The sequence below is a fragment of the Desulfopila sp. IMCC35008 genome, assembly GCF_010646885.2.
Lineage (GTDB): Bacteria > Desulfobacterota > Desulfobulbia > Desulfobulbales > Desulfocapsaceae > Desulfopila.
Window position 1 is genome coordinate 2,868,697 of sequence record NZ_CP050700.1, and the last position, 18,750, is coordinate 2,887,446.

Here is an 18,750-nt window from a genome sequence, read left to right on the forward strand (position 1 = left end):
CTGAAAAACCGGATCATTTATCAGAGCGAAGAACACCTGCCATAAACAAAATAGATAGCGTCCTTTTCGGACACCTTCGAACTCAATCAGTAGAGCATAGCAACTTCACCTGGAACTGCTCTATGCTCGACAAAAAGAGAGAACACAACAAAAAAGCTCAGGTGGATAGCCTGTCACACCTGACGAACTTCACCATCGGCAAATACCGCCACCATGTTTTTCCCATTTTCCTTGGCAAAATACAAAGCCTTATCCGCCTGATATATTATAAGATTACTATCGACACCCTCAGTGCTCATAAACTCAGCGACACCGAAACTGCAAGTTTGTGGTCCGGCTTCGCCGCAGTCGTATTCCGCAATGGCCCGGCGAACTTTCTCTGCAACAACAGTTGCCTGATCGAGACGGGTTTCCGGTAATAGAATAATGAACTCCTCCCCTCCCCACCTGGCAAAAGTATCACTTCTCCTGATCCCTCTACAACCAGCAGATGCAATGACCTTCAACACCTCATCACCGACCAGATGACCATAAGTATCGTTTACCGACTTGAAATCATCGACATCAAATATAATAATTGAAAAAAAGCAGTTATGCCTCATTGCCCGAACGGTTTCAGAGACTAACCGCTCATGAAACATCTTCCTGTTATAGCACCCTGTAAGCTGGTCCGTCGATGCCTGCCTTTCTACGACTTCCAGATGCTCGTCAATTATCGCCTTCGCCTCAACCAGTGATGTCGTATCATAGATGATAACACTGGCCTCACTTTCGTTTATTGCAGTAATGACAGCATCCTGTCGCATATACTTAAACCGCGACGAGGTGATTTTTTCCAGTCTGATCGGGATAACATATTTGTCTACCGTTGAGTTGACATATGCTGACGACTTCAGTCTAAAGGCAATCCTTATCTTCCGATTCAGTATTTTGAAAGAAGTCTCCGGAAACACTTCTTCCAGGGTCCGTCCCTGGGCATGCTCTTTTAGTATGTTGGTGTTCACAGCTAACCAGTTATTCCAGAAAAGAATGGTGAGATTGCTGTCAACGACCAAAATTCCATTCTCGGCGGTATCCAGGATTTTTGCTTCATCAACCATCAAATATTTTCCAGGAAATTATCCAGCGCTTCACAAAGCTTGATGTACATTTCGTCACCAAACATGATGACCATGTTTGCTTTGATATTCAGCTCTTTGAATTCCAGCACCGTGCTAATGATAATAACCTGGGTATATGGGGATTCAGATATGTTTTGGACAACAAGATCAGTGTGCCTGATGGAAGGAGGAGAAAAACCTATTTCTGAGTCCAGAAGCTCAACAAGTTTCCCCATACAGGAAGATCCTAGAATATTGGCTATTTCAAGTATATTCTGCAAAAGGCTCGTTTCATCACTGTTCTCGTCTTCTCCAATAACCAACTGCATATTCCTGGCACTTTTTTCGCCTACAACAAGAACGATTTCACCCTGAAAGCTGCCTTTAATCTGCTGAGTTGTGGTATAAAATTTATCACTGTCAACACCTTCTTTTGCCACCTGATTTACTTCATCTATAGAAATCACATCAATCAGTGGAATTCTCAGCGTAGCAAAGTTATCAAAAAGATCAGCTATCAACGAAGTAGCGGCCCCAAAGGCAATATTAATCAACTCACCAAGAATTTCTTTCTGGTCGCTACTAATCATATCGACAAATCCTTATGAGACGAAAAAATTTCGGCCAGCCGTTCTTCACTAATTGGCTTTGCCTCCAGGGACCGGGCACCGGCAGCCGTAACTCTTTCAACAGCCTTTGCTTGAATATCAGCTGTAATAACATAAACTAGTGCTTTCGGATTATATTCCATAATATGATTGAGAGCTTCAAAACCATCCATTACAGGCATAGTCAGATCGAGAAAAAGGATATCTGGAGAATGCTCCTTATACAGGTCGACGGCCTCCTGACCATTTTCCCCCTGTAAAATAGTCGATGACTCCTTAATTTGCGGAGGCATGCGTTTCAGAATCATCATACGCGAAAGTTTGGTATCGTCTACAATCAGTATTTTCATTTTCTATCCTTAAAAAGCATTGCGCTTCTAGTGCCTTCAGAGATTGACAGTAACAATTTCCAAATAAGCATACCAGATTACTTCCGTAAATCATAAAAAAATACTGCCCCCTGATGATGTATATGCTTCCATTGAAGATGCATGGCTTATCAATAAGATGCTCTGTTTCATATTACTTAGTTTTTTGTTCAAAGTCGAGGCGTAAATCAAATCCTCACACCATGAAATCAACACATTTCTGTATAGTTACCATCCTAAAACTTGGTGTTACGAAGTCTACGATCATCTGGTCCGCATCAAGACATGTGAAAATCTTACCACAGGCATCCAATCAATATTCCAAGGATAAGATTTTGAGCATAGTGAATATGATGACCTGCTAAGCAAAAGACTCCGAACGGGTAGCTTCAGGATGGGAACGATATAGGCCTGAATGTTGCGGCAACATATTCACAACAATTTAGCTATCGGCATCTGACGAGTTCGGGTATCATCGGCTGCTGGGATAGAAGATACTGCCTGAGTACAAACACGAATGTGGTTTATCCCAGGTAACGTTTCCGGTTATGAAACGATATGCTTCACAGAAAAACGTCATAAAGACCAATAGAGTAAAAATGATATCAGTTCATGAAAATACGCGCACTTTCACCAGATGATTACCCAAAAGTCTCGGCTTTACTCAAGCAGACCTTTCCTGAAGGTGATTATGAAGTCCGTTTGGTTGAGAATCTCCATAGAAACGGGAAGCCTCTGCATGAGTGGATATGCATTCACAGGAATAAGGCCATAGCCTACATTGCCTACTCAAGGGCCTTTCATGGGACAGAGGTGTGCGGCCTGCATCTTGCTCCTTTGGCAGTATCACCACAGATGCAAAATCAGGGGATTGGTACAGAACTACTCAACTTCTCCCTGCGTCAGGAAGAGATTAAAAGAGAAACACTCTTTGTTCTTGGAGATCCCAGGTTTTACAAACGATTTGGTTTTGAACACTGCTCTCAGCCAGTCTGCCCATTTGACATAAACAATAAGCATTTCCTTGCCATCCGTAACACCACCCAACAACATTTCACGATTGGATATGAAAAGGAATTCACAACCGGCCACTAACCGCAATACCAGTTATCGTTAGAATAAAATGCCATATAATTGAAGATACGATACGATGAAGAAAAACAGAAAGCAGGGCATCGTTTATTCCACCGATACGGGCCGTATGTGTCCTGGCTGTGGACACCCGGTCAAAAAGTGTTGCTGCAGCACCGCCAAGCCCCGTCCGGCCTCCGATGGCGTGGTTCGGGTAAAAAGACAGACCAAGGGACGAAAAGGCAGTGGAGTCAGTTTAATTGAAGGACTGCCACTGCAAGAGACTGAGCTGAAAAAACTTGGCAAAGAATTAAAGAAAAAGTGCGGTTCAGGCGGCACCATTAAAAATGGGGTTATAGAGATTCAGGGAGATCATCGGGAACTCCTGGTTCAATCACTTTTGCAGTTGGGGTACAATGCCAGACTGGCCGGTGGCTGAGGATGCTATCTGCCAGCATCCCAGCTTATACATCTTTGCTTGAAAAGTTATTTATACCCCCACAGCTACAACAAAGAGTCCCTGATTTTCCTCTTCAGTGTTTTCCCAGCCACACTCGCGGGAAATGAATCCATAATTACAACTTTATGAAGCCGCTGGAATTTTGCATCAACCCTTTTGTTGGTCCACTGCAGGATATCGCCATCTGATACGGTGGTCTGCGCCTGGAGAATAACAGCCGCAACCGGTACTTCTCCCCATTTATCATGGGGCACTCTATGGTGGAGCAGCAAGGTCCCGATATTCACGATTCTCTCCTCTTTTCGAGCACAGTTCAGTACACTACCCGGCTTCTTCTCCTTACTACCGTCAAGCTACCTGGAAAATGGTTTTCTACGGTACGGTGAAGATCAACTATACTCCGAACCATGTTGTATCTTCAGGCCTTCCTGACAATTGTATACCACAACGACATAGGTTCTGAGCATTTATCCAAAATCAACGAGCTGTCCCCCTACGTTGTAGTATTAAAAAGGGAAAAACAGGACATTAGAACTTTCAATCACTCACATTTTACGTTAGAGTAAAGTGATCTATATCTTTCACGCACGGGTCTCTATTGTGGCAACAAGGAGGAACACGCATTATGGATTTGAAGAAACAGTTGCAACTCGTTCATACCCGGAAAAATGATCAGTTCCGAAAAAAACACCTCAACACCAGAATCAGTCGTCCCAATTCATTTTTTAACGAGTACGACATCCTTTTTAAGGAGGTCACGTTCCTGCCCAATCCTGTCATCTTCAAGCCACAGGTAGCGACAGATAATCATCTGCCAAACAGGCATCAGGCAAGAGTGAAATTCTGTCGATTGAGCAATAAAGAGTTTGAAGACTGTTTTATAGTCGATACAACCTGAGGGAGAGGCGGCTGGTGAATATTGTTGTAAAATTATTTGGTTAAGGGTTCGTTGAAGGGTCCACAGCCCAACTTTTGATGAGTTCTATTTCATCATCAGAAATCTGGAGATACTGCAAAAAAACTTTATGTTGCTCCGGAGCTTCCTTTTCAAATGTGATATGCCAGTTTCGCATTCCCTCTTCAGACAGCCCCGAGGCCTTCAGAATCGAACTCCACATTTGCTTGTTCATCTTTTTTGGTTTCTTCAGTAATTTCTGATTTTGGAGAAGATCGGCAATAATTTTCTGCTGGTCCTGAAGTTTTCTCATCTCCTTATTCAGTTCTTCAAATCGTTTACTTAAAATTTCGGTAAAATCAGTATCAGGGATATCAAGAATCTTTTTGATCGCTTTGAGTGAAATCCCTGCATCTCTGTACATGCATATTCTCTCCAGCCTCTTGAACTCATACTCCCCGTATATTCGATACTCCCCCTGTTGATGTCCTGCCGGGGAAAGCAGTCCCTGTGCATCGTAATAGAGTAACGTTGATCGGGACAGACCAAATTTCCCGGCAAGTTTACTGATTGTGAAGGTCATTTCCTTTTTAAGAGTGGCCGTTTCTTTATTTGCCATAGTATCTCATACTCCTGTTATTATACCTGAGTTGCCATTTTGATCGTTGCCCAGGCGAGCATTACCCCAGCGACAGTTTCCAGTCTTCGTCGGCCATGGCCGGAGATATTCAGGCCACGTGCCTGAGCTGCCAATAGACCAACAACCAGGTACACAACCCCACAGCCTGCAATAAATATGGCTGATAAGATTAAAGCTTGTGTGGCGGTGTTACTCTCAGGCGAGATGAACTGTGGCAGGATTGCAAGATACATAAGCAGTCCTTTAGGGTTGAGAAAACTCGTGAGAAAGCCGCGCCATAAAGAAATCTTTCCCGTATCCGGAAGTTCCAGACGATCTTTTCGTTGACAGGCTGAATAAAGGATTTGGGCAGTCAGAAAGAAGAGATACATCACCCCTGCCCATTTGAGCACACTAAAAAGAAACGGTGAGGCAGAGACGAGAGCAGCAATACCGCAAGCAGAAAGGATTGCATGCGCCGTATAGCCAAGCAAAACGCCGATAACAGCACGTATGGCGGCCCCCCTCCCCCTGGTTACACCTTGTGATGCGGTAAAAAGAATATCAGGACCGGGGGTACAGATTAATGGAAAGACCGTAAGAAAAAACAATAAAGCTGTCTCAAATTCCACCAGGAATTCCTCCGTTTCAAAGACCGGAATTTTATCAGGAAGACTATTACCGTCCGGCCTGAATCTCACCCATCCTTTGCTGCCACCCAATTATTTTTGCAAGAAAATATGGTAGAAGTACACTTGTAATTATAACCGCAGCTCCCACTAAGGATATCATATCAGGGATTTCAGAAAACAACAGGTATCCCAGTAGAAGCGAATAAATCATTTTGGTGTATTCAACATTTGAGACCACGTTTGCTGCACCATACTTATATGCTGTAACTCCAAACCACTGTGCTATGGATGATAGAGATCCGACCAGCATAAGAAGTGTCAGCTCGTCCGCTGTAGGCCATTGCCAATTGAGTAAACTGGGAACAAAAGCAAGCAACCCTACAAACAAGGCCTGGTATACCAGCAGGGTAATGGTTGATTCAGTACTGGCAATTTTTCTCACACAAAATATGGCAACTGCTGCTGCCATTGCAGCGCCCAATCCTGTGAGGATGTAAACAAACGTCATCTTTTCAAAAGAAGGTTGTACTACCAGTATGACTCCTGTGAAACCAGCAATTAAGGTGAACTGACGTGATTTACCGATCGATTCCTTGAGGAATACACCTGATATCAGAGCAACAAACAGCACGGTGGTAAAACCTAGAGCGGTTGCCTCGGCAAGTGGCATATTACTCACCGTAACGAAACCCAACTGAAGTGCAAAAAATGCTGCGATAATACGAAGTGAGTGAAGTTGGATCAAACGAGGCTTCATCAGGACATCAAGATTTTTCCAGATCGCTGGTATCAGGACGGTCATAAAAACCAACTGCCTGAAAAAAAGTATCTGAAAAACATCAATCGTCTCGTTGAGATAACGCACACATACTCCAACTACAACAAAGAGCGCATTGGACACAAGAGCCAGTGCAATTCCTTTCGTTGTATCCGGCAATGCTGAATTCACAAATCGTGTTATGAAGGTCATTTTCACTTCCTCTCGGTTCCATGCTTTAGCGATTAAAGACCTTGAAAAATCAAAATATTTGCTCAAATTCGAGGCGCATCAAGGATTTTACCGCAATCATGTATTGATATGTCGAGGATGAAATCTTGAAGGCAACAATGAAGTTGAGCGAATTTGCAATTCTCCCAGGTACTCTAAAAGAAGGAACTGTAAACTATAAACCAATAGTCAGGTCAACAGATTAACAAGCAGGAATTGATAAACACTGGACAGCACCATACGTGGTATAAATACCTGTGATTACAGAAACTAAACCGTTGCACATTTAATGTCACACCTGTTATGTTTCACTATTATCTTTCCCCTGACAAGTATTTTTGCAGTGAAAATAGTTGGCTATGTCCATTGCCAAAATACTGAAGAAGATGATGCCGCACGTACTGGGCTTATGGCCTTGAATGAAAATGAAACTTCAGAACTATTCTGCTGACTGCAGAGTTGTTTGAATGACCCGGCTGAGCTCTTTCACGACATAAGGTTTAGATATTGCACCATAAAAACCGGATTTCCTGTATGTGGACATCAGCGGATTGTTCGAATAACCGCTGGAAACAATTGCCTTGATTTTGGGATCGATCATCCGCAGTTCGCGAAACGTTTCCTCTCCGCCCTTACCTCCGGGTATTGTCAGGTCAATGATCACCATGTCGGGAGGGGTACCATTATCCAACAGTTGTTTGTATACCTGCAGGCATTCATCTCCGTTTTTCGAGAAATAAACTGTATGACCGAGTGTACGGATCATCTCCCCTGCTACATCGAGGATTATCTGTTCGTCATCCATGAGCAGGATGGTTGCCGATTGGCCGGTGGTGATTTCGCTTTTTTCCAAGGATGCCTGCGCTGCCTGCTCCAGGGATGCCGGGAGGAAGATGGTGAATGTCGTACCGGCATCCGGGGTGGATTCTGCCATTATATGTCCGTTATGCTTACGGATTACCGACAGCGTGATCGCCAAACCCAGCCCGCTGCCTCCGGCTTTGGTCGAAAAATACGGATCGAATATACGCTCCAAAACCTGCTGGGGCATGCCGGCACCATTATCAGCGATAGTCAGCGTTACATAGTCAATTCCATTGAGAAGTGGCTCATTCACCGCGTGCTCTCTGGAAAGATTTTTACAGGAAATGCGAATATGGCCTCCATTTGGCATTGCCTGTGAGGCATTCAGTACGATATTCTGAATGACCTGGCTGATCTGTCCTTTATCGGCCTCTACGAACCAGAGATTATCGGGCAGTTCGTAGGTCACTGAGGTGGAGCTGCCCCTGAGTACAAAACCTGCCGAATCCACGATAACATCTGCAATGGATGTCTGTTCCCTGAGCGGAGCTCCACCCTTAGCAAAGGTCAGAAGTTGCTGAGTCAGGGCCTGAGCCCTTTCTGATGCTTTCTCGGCACTCATTATGAGCTGTTTCGAACGGGCGGAAAGGGTGTCGTCTAGCATGACAAGATTGATACTGCCGAGAATTGCTGTAAGCAGGTTGTTGAAGTCATGGGCAATCCCTCCGGCAAGCACTCCGGTGGATTCCAGTTTTTTCACCTTTAGCAGTTCCTGCTCTGCATGCATCCGTTCCGTAACATCTTCCACAAGTGACAGCATGCCCATGGCATTGTTGGCGGAATCCGTGAGAGGTGTATTATACCAGTCGCAGAGAATCCTGCGACCGTCGCGGGTGAAATTCTCATTTTGGTTTTTGGTAGATTGATTGCCACTCAGCAGAGAGTCGAACAATTGAGTCACACGATCGTGAAGCTCTTCAGGAACGATGGTGGATGCAGGCCTGCCGACAATTTCATCGCGGGTATGGCCGAAGATCTTTTCGCAGCCGGGGTTCCACTCGACGATGTTGAATTTATTGTCAAAAATAACAATACCCATCGAGGATTGTTCAAAAATATTATTCAGTCTCTCGTTGCTCTTTCTCAGTTCCTCCTCTGTCCGCACCCTCTGTTGAATCTCAGCCTCAAGCTTTTCCGTTCGTTTGTTGACCAGGGATTCGAGGTGCTCTCGATACTCCTCAATTTCGGCGAAGCTTTTCTTCAGACGAGCGGTCATTTCGTTAAAGACGAAACCGAGTTCGCCGATATCGTCATTACCTGTCTTGGTAACAAAGGTATCGAGATTGCCTTCTACGATATTTCTGGCCGATTTTTTCAGTTCATTGAGCGGGCGGGTTATCATATCTGAGAGAAACAGGACAGCTGCCATGCCGATGCCGACGGCGGCGAAAGAAATCAGGATTGAAATTGACTGCAGTGCCTTGATATGTTCCTCGTTTTTTCTATGCTGTTCCGCCAGGTATGCCCTTAATATTTGGGAGAAGGAATCATGAGCGTCCTTCATGGAAACTTCCGCGTCGTCCAATCGTTGTTTTTCCTCTAAGAAAGAGGTAACGGTCTCCCGATAGATTGCTGCTGCCTTCTCGATCCTGTAGATTTCGAGTTTCTGAATATCCTCCGGCATCAGCGGGATGGTACTTCTGGTGAACTGAAAAAGGCTTTCAATCGCACTCATTAAACCAACGAGGCTGGCAGGAGTTGGCTCCAGAAGATATCTGTTGCCGTTTATCAGGATAAGGCTGACGCGATAGGCGAGATGTGAAGCGGGTACTCGCTCTTTGCTTGACATAGTCCTGTCCACGAGATTCTGCGCGTTTTCAAGCAACCTTCCGGATTCCTTCAACATTCTGCTTTTCATCGTCCGCATGGCAAGTACTGAATTACTGGAACGAAGAAAACTTGATTCGTAACGATCAAGTTCCGTAAATAGACCTTGATGGGTTTCGCTACCTGTTCTGTTTCCCGGCTTAGGAAGGACCTTGAGAAGATGGCGCAGTTGTTCGACCCTGTCTTTCATTGACTGAGTATCTACCGAGTCCCTGGTGGCTCGATAATGTTGCTCAATATCAGTGATTTCCAGGAAATGCTGCTCAACTGTGGAGGTCAGGTGAGTAATTTTGCGCTGTTTGTCGATAACCGCCCCGAGCCCCCACCAATTGGTAACTGCAACGACAACGGTGAGAGCGAGTACGCTCGAAAAAGCAAGTGCAAGTTTAGTTTTAAATCTCATTGACTTCTCTGGTATTTCGAAAAGTTAATCAATGCTCTCCTCTGTTTTTCTATAGACAAAAAGCTCATGCAATGTTTCCTGCAGGTATTTGAGGATTTCCTGATATTCTCCAGGAAAGGCGATCAGTTCATTAAAACTGTCCAACCCTCTTTCAGCAACTTCCGGAGGTGTAGCAAGGTCATAATTAAATGCCCAATATTCTGTAGTTTGTATTTCTTGAAGAAGGCGCTGTTTGAAGGTAGAGTAGAAGCTTCCCGGAACCTCACGGCTCGGGGCGAGCGCTCCCGATCCTGTACTCATGAGTTTTTGCGGGGCCTCCTCGGATGCGTAGGCCATCACCTTGGCGGCAATGACACGATGTCGAGTCTCTCTGGTCATGACGATACCGTCTATTGGACCGACTGAAACACCGGGTACATTGGGGCTAATCGTCGGAAAAACGAAGTAATCGAAATCGCGTTCAGCCTCCATTCGACAGTTGTTCCCAGTAAACAGCTGGATAGCCCAGGTTCCCATCAGAGTTGCTGCAGCCTCTCCTTTGCAGACCTTTTCAGTTGCTTGTGCCCAGTCTTTTTCATTAGCATCCGTGTTGAAATAACCTGCCTGGATCATCGAACTCCAGGTCGCGTATACACTGACCACTTCAGGATCGAGATAAGACCTCTCACCGCGCATCAGGGCTGCACGATATTTTGGTCCTGCAGTTCGTAACAGGAGATAGTCGAACCAGAATTGTGCCGGCCAGCGCTCTCGTGCGCCAAGGGCGATAGGAGTGATCCCCTCCTGTTTGAGCGTGTCACAGGCCTCGATAAACTGTTCCCAGTTGACGGGTGGGTCTATATCAGCGTTTTTGAAAATTTGTTTGTTGTAAAAGAAAACTACGATATGCTGTGTAATCGGCAGCAGGTATTTCTGATTATTATATGTGCTGGCAGCCTCGATAATAGGTGTGGGGAACCGGTCGTCCAGGGACAGATCTTCCCAGAGGTCGTCAATCGGTTCGAGCAGCTGCTGGTCAACCATTGTCTGAGTCTTTGCTCCTGCCCAGTAGGTGAACAAGTCCGGAGCCATTTCCTGGGTCATGGATTCTGTGATCATCGATTTGAATGCTTCATGATCAAGGGCATGGGCCACAACCTGGGTCGTCCCCTGCTGCTGATTAATTTTTTCCAGCATCTCGTTGATGCCGCCACTTAAGGAGCCTGAGAAGTAATGGTATAAGGTTGCTTCCCGGGTATCAGAATGCTCTGCATCCAGCGTGATATCTTTGTTGCCTGTGGAAAAGTAAACAGCCATGAAACCGAGCAATATGAAAATTCCCAGCACTGCCAAAACATAAAATATTTTTTTCCCCATCCACCAACCCACTTTTAATGGAACATACAGGTAGAAGCAACTATAACTGCAGATATCCCTGGTAAGGGGAGGAACGTAACCATTAGCAGCAGGAGTTGTCATCACCAGTTCGTTTTCCCGCTTTCTATATACTATATGTTACGAAAAATCGAAAATCCATTCAGCAGGGAGAGATTGTATATAACAGTGGTGGTCCTGAGTTTTTAAACAGGAAACGGGGAAACTACTAATATGACCTACATCTTGAGGAACACTCAACATTCTGTAGCTTTGTATGAGGTACACAGGAATAAATTTGACACGAGTCATCAACACTCCTTTTGCGACTTGATCTGACTACTTACCATAACCATAATCCTGGAATCATTTTTTTCGCATTATCAAACAGAAACAACCGCAAAAACGCTGAGGCTCTTGCGGTTGTTTCTATGTTACCAGTATCAGGAAAAACTACTATTTGCTTTTGTGGAAATTAGTTGCGTACTTAGATGCCCATGCTTTGTCTCTACTACCATGACAGCTTAGGCAGGTATATTCCACCGTAACAAAACCCTTTGCGTAAATTTCTTTTTTGCCATCTTTCTCAACTTCTTTGAACATGTTGGCATCAGCTGCCGTATTGATCTTGACAATGTGTGTACGCACATCACCAGTGTAACTGGCAACACTTATTGCCGACTTGCTGGCCTTTGGCATATGGCACTCAATACATTCAGTATCCTGTCTGCCGTGTAAGGTCTCAGCATAGCTTGCAGCGACTGCCTCATGGCAATCAGTGCACAAGTTCTTTTTGACTAAAATCGCACGCTCGTGAGGATTATGACATTCAACACAGGAAAGGTCTCCGTGAGCACCTGCTTTGAGTTCATTAATTTGCTCATGGTGACGGATAAATCCCCCTTTTGCCGGTGGTTCTGGGCCGGTTCCACCTCGCTGGTGGCACTTACCGCATAAATCCACTTCTGCAACTTTCTTGATTGTTTCTTTGACAGGATTGCGCAGATGATCCATGCCGGGCCCATGGCATTCCTCACACGTAATACCATCTTCTGCCCACGTCCCAATCATCCCTTCCAGATTGTCTTGATGCCCTTCTTTCGAATAGGCCGTCATATGGCAAGGCCCACACTTATAGGGTTTCTTTTCTCCCTTGTGATAAAACGACCAGCTCCCATCCTCGAGATTATACTGTGTTTTTGCCTCAGAGCCATCCTTGGCTGTCGTAATGATGTATCCATCGTTGTCTATAAACCGGGCCTTTTTAACAGCTCCTCCAATAACGTATGAGATATCGTCCCAGCTATACCCCGGTGGCAGAGGCAGCTTTGCATATCTCGCTTTTTCAACCTTGCGGAGCTTCCATGGATGCCCCGATGCCTGCCATTTATTATACTGTTCTGCATGACAGTCAAAACATTTCTCTGAGCCCACATAGTCACTTGCAAATGCCGTAGAGAACGAGAAGATACAAAAGCTTGAAAGAATAGAAATGATCAGTTTCGTTTTCATATAGCCCTCCCTTTGGTGGGGATTATGTTTAACAGCTCATTAAGGACACTGTATGTTGGCGATATAAATTAGTAAGGTGGAATAAAACTGTTGTGCAAATTGTTGCGACAGAACAATGCATACTCAATTGTATCAGACTGATTGATAATTTAACAGAATAAATGCGATAAAACCGCATCCTCACATAAAAAGGGCTTCCATTCAAATATTACAATACTCATGAGGAAGATTAGGAATTTACTGGCAATCTTATCCACTAAAGCAAGGTATAAGTTGGAGATTGTTCCTGTGTCCCCCCTCCAAATGGTCACGTTTCCGGACCGTAGAGAAAGTATGAATAAGTTTGTTAGGAAACCCCAAACGTATTATTCTGAATAGAGCTGAATAAGTTGCTCGAGCTTCCAGCAACTCCGTTTCCGGCACTATTTTATCAAAGCACACAGGCGACACGACTATATGAGTTAGTTCCCGTCCAACTACACGGCATAATCAAGCAGTATTGATCTGCCAGCAAGCGAGTAAAAGCACCAGGAGGCTGTCCGAGAATGCCCTTCCTCCCCAGCTCTTCATTATTTATAGAAATAATGCTCGGAATATCAAAATATGCCTGTATTTTTTCTAAAATAGGTGGCGTGGCGCACAGGACATAAGCTGCAACAGCATGATACTAATGACAATAAAGGCAATGAAAAGTTTTCTGATAACCTTTTTTAAATAGCAACACAACAAACTCTCTTAGAGAGACTAAGGGCATTCAACATGCTCAATCTGGTTAAGGGCGGAAAGAGCGGCTATTTTCAGAGCCTCTGAATACGTGGGATAATTGAAAATATTCTCCACAAAGAGATCTATCTTGGCATTGTGGCAGAGTGCCATCAGCGCGATATGAATAATCTCCGTTGCCCCGCCACCGATAATATGCACCCCGAGAATTTCCCTGGTATCACGATGAACCACCATCTTCAGCATACCATCAGCTTCACCGGAAATCTGTCCTCTCGGTAATTCTTCATAAAAGCAGCGCCCGATCACATACCTGAAACCCTTTTCCTGAGCCTCTTCCTCGGTCATCCCGACATAGGATATTTCAGGTATTGTGTAGATGCCAACAGGGAAGATACGGGGAAAGCCATCGACTCTTTTCTGCAGCGCGTTGAGTGCTGCCAACCGCCCCTGGGAGATTGAGGTTGCAGCGAGACTAGGCCAGCCAATTACATCTCCTACCGCATAGATGTGAGGTACAGAGGTCTGGTACAGGTCGTTCACTTTGATGTAGTGATACTCGTTTAAGGCGAGCCCGGCTTTTTCAATGGCCAATTCAGCAGTATTCGCCTCGCGGCCTAAAGCAAAAAACAGAGTATCTGCTTTATACACAGTACCATTATCAAGCTTGACAATAGCACTCTCCCCTTCTATTGCGATCTCATAATCGCCGCAATCATTGATATATTCGACATTACCATTCGGGAAATTATTCAGGAGCTGACGACTTATCTCGCCATCAAGAAACTTGAGGAGTCTCGGCCCCCGATCAAGTAAAATGGTCTTCACCCCGACTGCGGCAAAAATTGTGGCATATTCGGAACCGATAACTCCACCACCCAGAATAATCATGCTGGCTGGCAGTTGCTCCATATCGAGGATGCTCCGTGAATCGACAATACGTTTACCGTCAAACGGTATCTCCGGTGGATTGCGAGGTTGGGAACCGGTTGCAACTACGATAAAACGACCGGAAAAAACCAGAGGTTCACTTCTGCTTATCTGTTGTACCTGAACGGTATGACCATCAATGAAAGATACTGTACCACGCACCAGATCCACCCCATTACGACGCAATTGATGATCGATAATGGAGTGCTCCTGCACCCGGACACGCTGAAGTCTTGACTTGAGTTTGTCCATGGAAATGTCTTGACCACCAGGAATGCAGTCCCGTTCATCAAACACATGTTTCTTTAGATGACCAGTGAGATGGAGAACCGCCTCGCGCAGAGTCTTGCTGGGAAACGTTCCGGTATTTACACAGACGCCACCCAGGGAATCCTCTTTCTCAAGCACCAGCACCTTGTTTCGGCATTTGGCTGCTGTCATGGCTGCGGATAAGCCGGCAGGGCCGGTTCCAATGATTATAAAGTCATACTGTTCCGGCGTCATAATTCTCTCCAGATGAATTTTCTCAATCTCTATAAAGCACTTTCATAAGAGTAAGATTTCCTGACTGATTCAGCAACTCCAGATGCACATTAATAGGAAAAATCTGATGTTCACACCCTTTCGACTCATTTTCATATGAATACCCGGCACCTGCTCCATTTCACGAGTCCCTATATCTATCCATCTCCCTGTCAGGAATGGGGGAATTCAGTCCTTCAGTGGACAATTCTTTGTAAGATAAGTTGGTTTTTCTACAAAAAACTGCTACAAATACTTCCCAAGCCCACCGACAAATTCGCATGCAATATCGCTCTATTAGGTTAGGCGCCTGACAAGGGAGAACAACAATGTATCACGGCACAACTTACACCCCACCGGTTGAAACTGACACCATGCTGCTGCAGGTAACAGTCGGTTGCAAGCACAATAAATGTTCCTATTGCAATATGTATAAGGAACTTCCGTACTGCGCAGTTGAAATGGAAAGAATTGCCCAGGAATTACAGTATTCCAGGAGTATGTATTCTAAGGCTGAAAGGATATTCCTGGTTGACGGGGACCCCTTGTCTTTGCCAACGGATCGACTTCTTGAGATATGGGCATTGACGCACCATTACTTCCCGGAATGTAAAACACTCTCGACCTACGGTTCGGTTCGATCTCTGGCAGAAAAAAGCGATGAAGATCTCTCTTTACTTGAAGCCGCTGGTTTTAACGATTTTTATATCGGGATCGAGTCCGGTTCCGAAGATATTATCAAAAACGTCAATAAGGGTATTACCGTTATCCAGGCCAGGGAACAACTTAACAGACTCAATAGTGCAGGAATAGATCATATTTCCCTTATCATGCTCGGTATCGGGGGGAAAGACAAAGGTGTCAATAACGCCCGGATGACCGCTGAGCTTATCAACAGCACCTCTCCAAAGATGATATGGGCCTCAACCCTTGGTGTTTTTGAGGGAACACAACTGCACGACGATGTAGAGAAAGGACTTTTTAATCAGGCCTCCGAATTGGAAGTGCTTGAAGAGGAAAAAGAACTGATTCGCAATATCAACTTGCAAAATGTTCCTTTTTACGGCACCCATATCACCAATACCATCCCGGTTTCGGGATTGGTGACAAGGGACAGCAACCGAATGCTTGAAACCATCGATATGGGTATTGATTATTTAGGTGAAAAATCCCTTCAGCGAACTTTTGACCGGGCATCACTCTAAGCGGCAGCAACTGTCTCCTAGCCAGATATAAGACGGCGAGCCCGGGCACCTATCAGGTACAAAAATGGTATCCAGGGCAACCCGTACAAAAAGGCGGCAGGCACAGAAGTATGCAGAAAAGCGATACGAGCGACACCGCAGGCATAACCTCGTTTATGCCCAACCCGGTGCCTATCAGTTTGTTGTTGTCCTGGACAACCTCAAACCCTCCTTTAATATCGGTAAGATATTTCGCAGTGGAGATGCCTTCGGCGCCAGATCTGTTCACCTGATTGGCACCAACTTCTTTGAAGTAAAATCTGCAAAAGGTTCTTTCAAATGGGTGCCTGCAGTATTCAACAACTCGTTTGATGAGTGCTACAGGCAATTGCACCCCGAGGGGTATTCATTTTTTATCCTTGAGCCGGATGCCAAACAATCCCTCAATGAGATCTCCTTTCCGGCTAACAGTGCCTTTGTGTTCGGCCACGAAGAGTTCGGTATCAGCTTTGATGCTGACAAGTACGAAGGAGTAAGTCCTATACGCATCCCGCAGTCCGGCAAGGTTGAAAGCCTCAATGTATCTGTTGCAGCCTCCATCGTGATGTATGAGTACGTTCGGCAGATGGAAATCCTTCTCGCCCCCCACACATAACTTCTTTACATCCCGTCTGAATTCGCGTAAAGCGATGATGATGTCTTAACATTTTCATTATTTTCTGATTTTCACTTACCGGATAGCGGCAAATAGCCGTTTCCTCAACCCCACATCGCATGGAAAAGACTATTATCGATTCAGGTAATGCAAACGGGGCACTTCCCCTTAAAACGATTCTCCTTACAACCTTTCTCTGTATGTTGTTCGGTGCTAATGCGGTAGCCGTGAAGATCTCCCTTACCGGTATAGGCATTTATACCACGGCGGCACTTCGCTTTGGCGGCGCGGCCCTGCTGCTTTATACCTTTTCCCGCCTGACCCATAAAAATATACGTATTAACCGTAAACAGTTTAGCCAACTTCTCTTCCTGACCCTGATATTCTTTTTTCAGATATCCTTTTTCTATTCAGGACAAAGCCGGACATCCGCCTCACACGGTGTATTAATCGCCAACCTTCTACCATTTGTCATCATGATCCTGGCTCACTTCCTCCTTCCGAACGACCGGATCAATACACGCAAAGTGGTAGGTCTTCTGCTCGGCTTTACAGGTGTGGTCCTGCTGTTCAGTGACAGTTTAAAGGTCTCCACCCATCACTCACTGCATGGAGATCTGCTCATTGTCTGCGGTGTCATATTCTGGGGGTGTAATGCCACCTTCGTCAAAAGAATCATAGCCGATTACAATCCGCTGCAGATAACACTCTACCCAATGCTGATAGGAACACCGATCTATATGGTCTGTGCCCTATTGTTCGATGAACCAATGATTATCTCGCTGTCTCCCAGGGTCATCCTTGCCATGCTCTACCAGACTGTGGTCACAGCCACGTTCGGCTTCATTATCTGGAACGGCCTTATCAGCAAATATGGAGCCACCACCTTGCATTCCTTTATTTTCATTATGCCTGTCTCAGGTGTCTTTTTGGGCATCATGCTGCTGGGGGACCCTGTTACTTCATCGCTGCTTGGATCGATCATTTTGGTAACCATGGGGCTCCTGGTCATCAACCGGAAACCATTCAGGAAAATTTCAAAAATCCACCCCTAACCCCAAAAACCACTGGCCATTTTCCGACGGATACATAAAATCAGGGTATACTACCCTTGATTCAAACGCATGCTGCTCACTCTCCCCCCCAATTTAACATAGAGATATCCTCGTGAACGTTTTATATAATGGACCAACATTCCCTCCCTTTACAGGCCTGTTGTACACTATACTGATTGCTGTTTTGACGACATTATCGGCATGCGCAGGCAGCGGGTCCGGCACCTCCCAGACCAATCCGGACATGAAAACGCTCAAGACATCCGTATTCTATCGAGAACGTATGATGCTCCCTCCCGGCTCCATCGTCTCCGTCACCCTCGAAGATGTTTCCCGCATGGATACAACATCAGAGATGCTCAGCAAGGTTGCAGTTGAGGCGACCGGTGGACCACCATATCAGGTCGCGATCAATTACGACCCTGCAGCTATCAAGGAGAAAAAGAGTTATAACCTCAGGGCACAAATATATAATGGCGAACAACTTCTTTTTTCTTCCACCGAAAGAATCGACCCTTTCAAACCGCAGGGTAATGATCACATAACAATTATGTTACAGAAGAGTGCCGGTTCAAAAACACCAGCAAAACCAGATTCAACCCTCACCAATACCTATTGGAAACTGGACATGCTGCTGGGAAAAACTATGGAATTGGGCGCCGATGGAAAAGAACTCTACATGGTACTTGAATCTGAAAATAACAGGGTACGGGGGTTCTCGGGGTGTAACAATTTTTCAGGCTCCTTTAAGCTGGAGGACAAAAGTCTGCATTTTGGCCAGATAATCTCAACACAAATGGCCTGTATGGAGGGAATGGAACAGGAATTTTCTTTTCTCCAGACACTCTCCACTGCTGATTATTTCAAGATAACAGCCGATGAGTTGCTGATTTATAATAGCAGCGGGGAGCCTGTCATACGGTTTACCGCACGATATCTGCAGTAGTAAACTTGTTCACGAACATTTCCTTCTGGGCAGCA

18 protein-coding genes are annotated in these 18,750 nt (G+C 45.2%); 7 read left to right on the top strand and 11 right to left on the bottom strand.

Going from position 1 to position 18,750, the window contains the following annotated elements; genetic code table 11:
- Positions 1-173: 173 nt before the first annotated feature.
- The 3 genes from GA520_RS12630 to GA520_RS12640 are packed head-to-tail and all read right to left on the bottom strand — an operon-like array spanning position 174 to position 2,058.
- Entirely contained in the window at positions 174-1,100 is a 927-nt protein-coding gene (locus GA520_RS12630; RefSeq protein WP_163340520.1) for a GGDEF domain-containing protein, read from the bottom strand.
- Positions 1,100-1,690: a chemotaxis protein CheX gene (locus tag GA520_RS12635; protein ID WP_163340521.1), complete on the bottom strand. Its 591-nt coding sequence runs from the start codon at positions 1,688-1,690 to the stop codon at positions 1,100-1,102. Before GA520_RS12635 ends, GA520_RS12630 begins: the two co-directional genes overlap by 1 nt.
- The gene (locus tag GA520_RS12640; RefSeq protein ID WP_163340522.1) at positions 1,687-2,058 is read right to left on the bottom strand and encodes a response regulator; all 372 of its coding nucleotides are present in this window, start codon (positions 2,056-2,058) and stop codon (positions 1,687-1,689) included. Before GA520_RS12640 ends, GA520_RS12635 begins: the two co-directional genes overlap by 4 nt.
- A gap of 630 nt (positions 2,059-2,688) precedes the next feature.
- On the opposite strand from GA520_RS12640, the gene GA520_RS12645 reads away from it, so the two are divergent.
- On the top strand, positions 2,689-3,171 hold the full coding sequence (locus GA520_RS12645; protein ID WP_163340523.1) for a GNAT family N-acetyltransferase: 483 nt from the start codon (positions 2,689-2,691) through the stop codon (positions 3,169-3,171).
- A gap of 55 nt (positions 3,172-3,226) precedes the next feature.
- A complete protein-coding gene (locus GA520_RS12650; RefSeq protein WP_163340524.1) occupies positions 3,227-3,586 on the top strand; it encodes a translation initiation factor Sui1 in 360 nt (119 codons plus the stop codon).
- Positions 3,587-3,651: 65 nt separating this feature from the next.
- On the opposite strand, the gene GA520_RS12655 is transcribed toward GA520_RS12650, so the two are convergent.
- Positions 3,652-3,894 carry a hypothetical protein gene (locus tag GA520_RS12655; protein ID WP_163340525.1) on the bottom strand — a complete coding sequence of 81 codons (243 nt, stop codon included), beginning with the start codon at positions 3,892-3,894 and terminating at the stop codon, positions 3,652-3,654.
- 338 nt (positions 3,895-4,232) lie between these two features.
- Here GA520_RS12655 and GA520_RS12660 point away from each other — a divergent pair, with 338 nt between their 5' ends.
- On the top strand, positions 4,233-4,505 hold the full coding sequence (locus GA520_RS12660) for a hypothetical protein (protein WP_163340526.1): 273 nt from the start codon (positions 4,233-4,235) through the stop codon (positions 4,503-4,505).
- Positions 4,506-4,545: 40 nt separating this feature from the next.
- Here the strand turns inward: GA520_RS12660 and GA520_RS12665 are convergent, their stop codons facing one another.
- The 7 genes from GA520_RS12665 to sthA form a co-directional block, all read right to left on the bottom strand.
- Positions 4,546-5,121 (bottom strand): MerR family transcriptional regulator, encoded by a 576-nt coding sequence (locus tag GA520_RS12665; protein ID WP_163340527.1) that lies wholly within the window; start codon positions 5,119-5,121, stop codon positions 4,546-4,548.
- A 20-nt stretch (positions 5,122-5,141) separates the two neighbouring features.
- Positions 5,142-5,822, bottom strand: a complete 681-nt coding sequence (locus GA520_RS12670; RefSeq protein ID WP_205749410.1) for a LysE family translocator — start codon at positions 5,820-5,822, stop codon at positions 5,142-5,144.
- Positions 5,800-6,723 carry a DMT family transporter gene (locus GA520_RS12675; RefSeq protein WP_163340528.1) on the bottom strand — a complete coding sequence of 308 codons (924 nt, stop codon included), beginning with the start codon at positions 6,721-6,723 and terminating at the stop codon, positions 5,800-5,802. The genes GA520_RS12670 and GA520_RS12675 overlap by 23 nt, the downstream gene beginning before the upstream one ends.
- Before the next feature lie 457 nt (positions 6,724-7,180).
- Positions 7,181-9,835 carry a PAS domain S-box protein gene (locus GA520_RS12680; protein ID WP_163340529.1) on the bottom strand — a complete coding sequence of 885 codons (2,655 nt, stop codon included), beginning with the start codon at positions 9,833-9,835 and terminating at the stop codon, positions 7,181-7,183.
- Positions 9,836-9,859: 24 nt separating this feature from the next.
- A complete protein-coding gene (locus tag GA520_RS12685; RefSeq protein WP_163340530.1) occupies positions 9,860-11,191 on the bottom strand; it encodes an ABC transporter substrate-binding protein in 1,332 nt (443 codons plus the stop codon).
- A 453-nt stretch (positions 11,192-11,644) separates the two neighbouring features.
- On the bottom strand, positions 11,645-12,700 hold the full coding sequence (locus tag GA520_RS12690) for a cytochrome c3 family protein (RefSeq protein ID WP_163340531.1): 1,056 nt from the start codon (positions 12,698-12,700) through the stop codon (positions 11,645-11,647).
- Between the two features lie 744 nt (positions 12,701-13,444).
- A complete protein-coding gene (gene sthA, locus GA520_RS12695; protein ID WP_163340532.1) occupies positions 13,445-14,857 on the bottom strand; it encodes a Si-specific NAD(P)(+) transhydrogenase in 1,413 nt (470 codons plus the stop codon).
- A gap of 347 nt (positions 14,858-15,204) precedes the next feature.
- Between sthA and GA520_RS12700 the strand changes: the two genes are divergently transcribed.
- From GA520_RS12700 to GA520_RS12715, 4 genes are all read left to right on the top strand, one after another.
- Entirely contained in the window at positions 15,205-16,080 is an 876-nt protein-coding gene (locus GA520_RS12700; protein ID WP_163340533.1) for a radical SAM protein, read from the top strand.
- Between the two features lie 64 nt (positions 16,081-16,144).
- Positions 16,145-16,714: an RNA methyltransferase gene (locus tag GA520_RS12705; protein WP_163340534.1), complete on the top strand. Its 570-nt coding sequence runs from the start codon at positions 16,145-16,147 to the stop codon at positions 16,712-16,714.
- Positions 16,715-16,833: 119 nt separating this feature from the next.
- The gene (locus GA520_RS12710) at positions 16,834-17,769 is read left to right on the top strand and encodes a DMT family transporter (RefSeq protein ID WP_163340535.1); all 936 of its coding nucleotides are present in this window, start codon (positions 16,834-16,836) and stop codon (positions 17,767-17,769) included.
- A 112-nt stretch (positions 17,770-17,881) separates the two neighbouring features.
- Positions 17,882-18,715, top strand: coding sequence for an META domain-containing protein (locus tag GA520_RS12715; RefSeq protein WP_163340536.1), 834 nt, complete (start codon positions 17,882-17,884; stop codon positions 18,713-18,715).
- Positions 18,716-18,750 lie beyond the last annotated feature (35 nt).

Excerpts from the sequence above, each read along its gene's own strand:
- GA520_RS12630 (WP_163340520.1), bottom strand. The coding sequence starts at position 1,100 with ATGGTTGATGAAGCAAAAATCCTGGATACCGCCGAGAATGGAATTTTG.
- GA520_RS12635 (WP_163340521.1), bottom strand. The coding sequence starts at position 1,690 with ATGATTAGTAGCGACCAGAAAGAAATTCTTGGTGAGTTGATTAATATT.
- GA520_RS12640 (WP_163340522.1), bottom strand. The coding sequence starts at position 2,058 with ATGAAAATACTGATTGTAGACGATACCAAACTTTCGCGTATGATGATT.
- GA520_RS12645 (WP_163340523.1), top strand. The coding sequence starts at position 2,689 with ATGAAAATACGCGCACTTTCACCAGATGATTACCCAAAAGTCTCGGCT.
- GA520_RS12650 (WP_163340524.1), top strand. The coding sequence starts at position 3,227 with ATGAAGAAAAACAGAAAGCAGGGCATCGTTTATTCCACCGATACGGGC.
- GA520_RS12660 (WP_163340526.1), top strand. The coding sequence starts at position 4,233 with ATGGATTTGAAGAAACAGTTGCAACTCGTTCATACCCGGAAAAATGAT.
- GA520_RS12665 (WP_163340527.1), bottom strand. The coding sequence starts at position 5,121 with ATGGCAAATAAAGAAACGGCCACTCTTAAAAAGGAAATGACCTTCACA.
- GA520_RS12675 (WP_163340528.1), bottom strand. The coding sequence starts at position 6,723 with ATGACCTTCATAACACGATTTGTGAATTCAGCATTGCCGGATACAACG.
- GA520_RS12680 (WP_163340529.1), bottom strand. The coding sequence starts at position 9,835 with ATGAGATTTAAAACTAAACTTGCACTTGCTTTTTCGAGCGTACTCGCT.
- GA520_RS12685 (WP_163340530.1), bottom strand. The coding sequence starts at position 11,191 with ATGGGGAAAAAAATATTTTATGTTTTGGCAGTGCTGGGAATTTTCATA.
- GA520_RS12690 (WP_163340531.1), bottom strand. The coding sequence starts at position 12,700 with ATGAAAACGAAACTGATCATTTCTATTCTTTCAAGCTTTTGTATCTTC.
- sthA (WP_163340532.1), bottom strand. The coding sequence starts at position 14,857 with ATGACGCCGGAACAGTATGACTTTATAATCATTGGAACCGGCCCTGCC.
- GA520_RS12700 (WP_163340533.1), top strand. The coding sequence starts at position 15,205 with ATGTATCACGGCACAACTTACACCCCACCGGTTGAAACTGACACCATG.
- GA520_RS12705 (WP_163340534.1), top strand. The coding sequence starts at position 16,145 with ATGGTATCCAGGGCAACCCGTACAAAAAGGCGGCAGGCACAGAAGTAT.
- GA520_RS12710 (WP_163340535.1), top strand. The coding sequence starts at position 16,834 with ATGGAAAAGACTATTATCGATTCAGGTAATGCAAACGGGGCACTTCCC.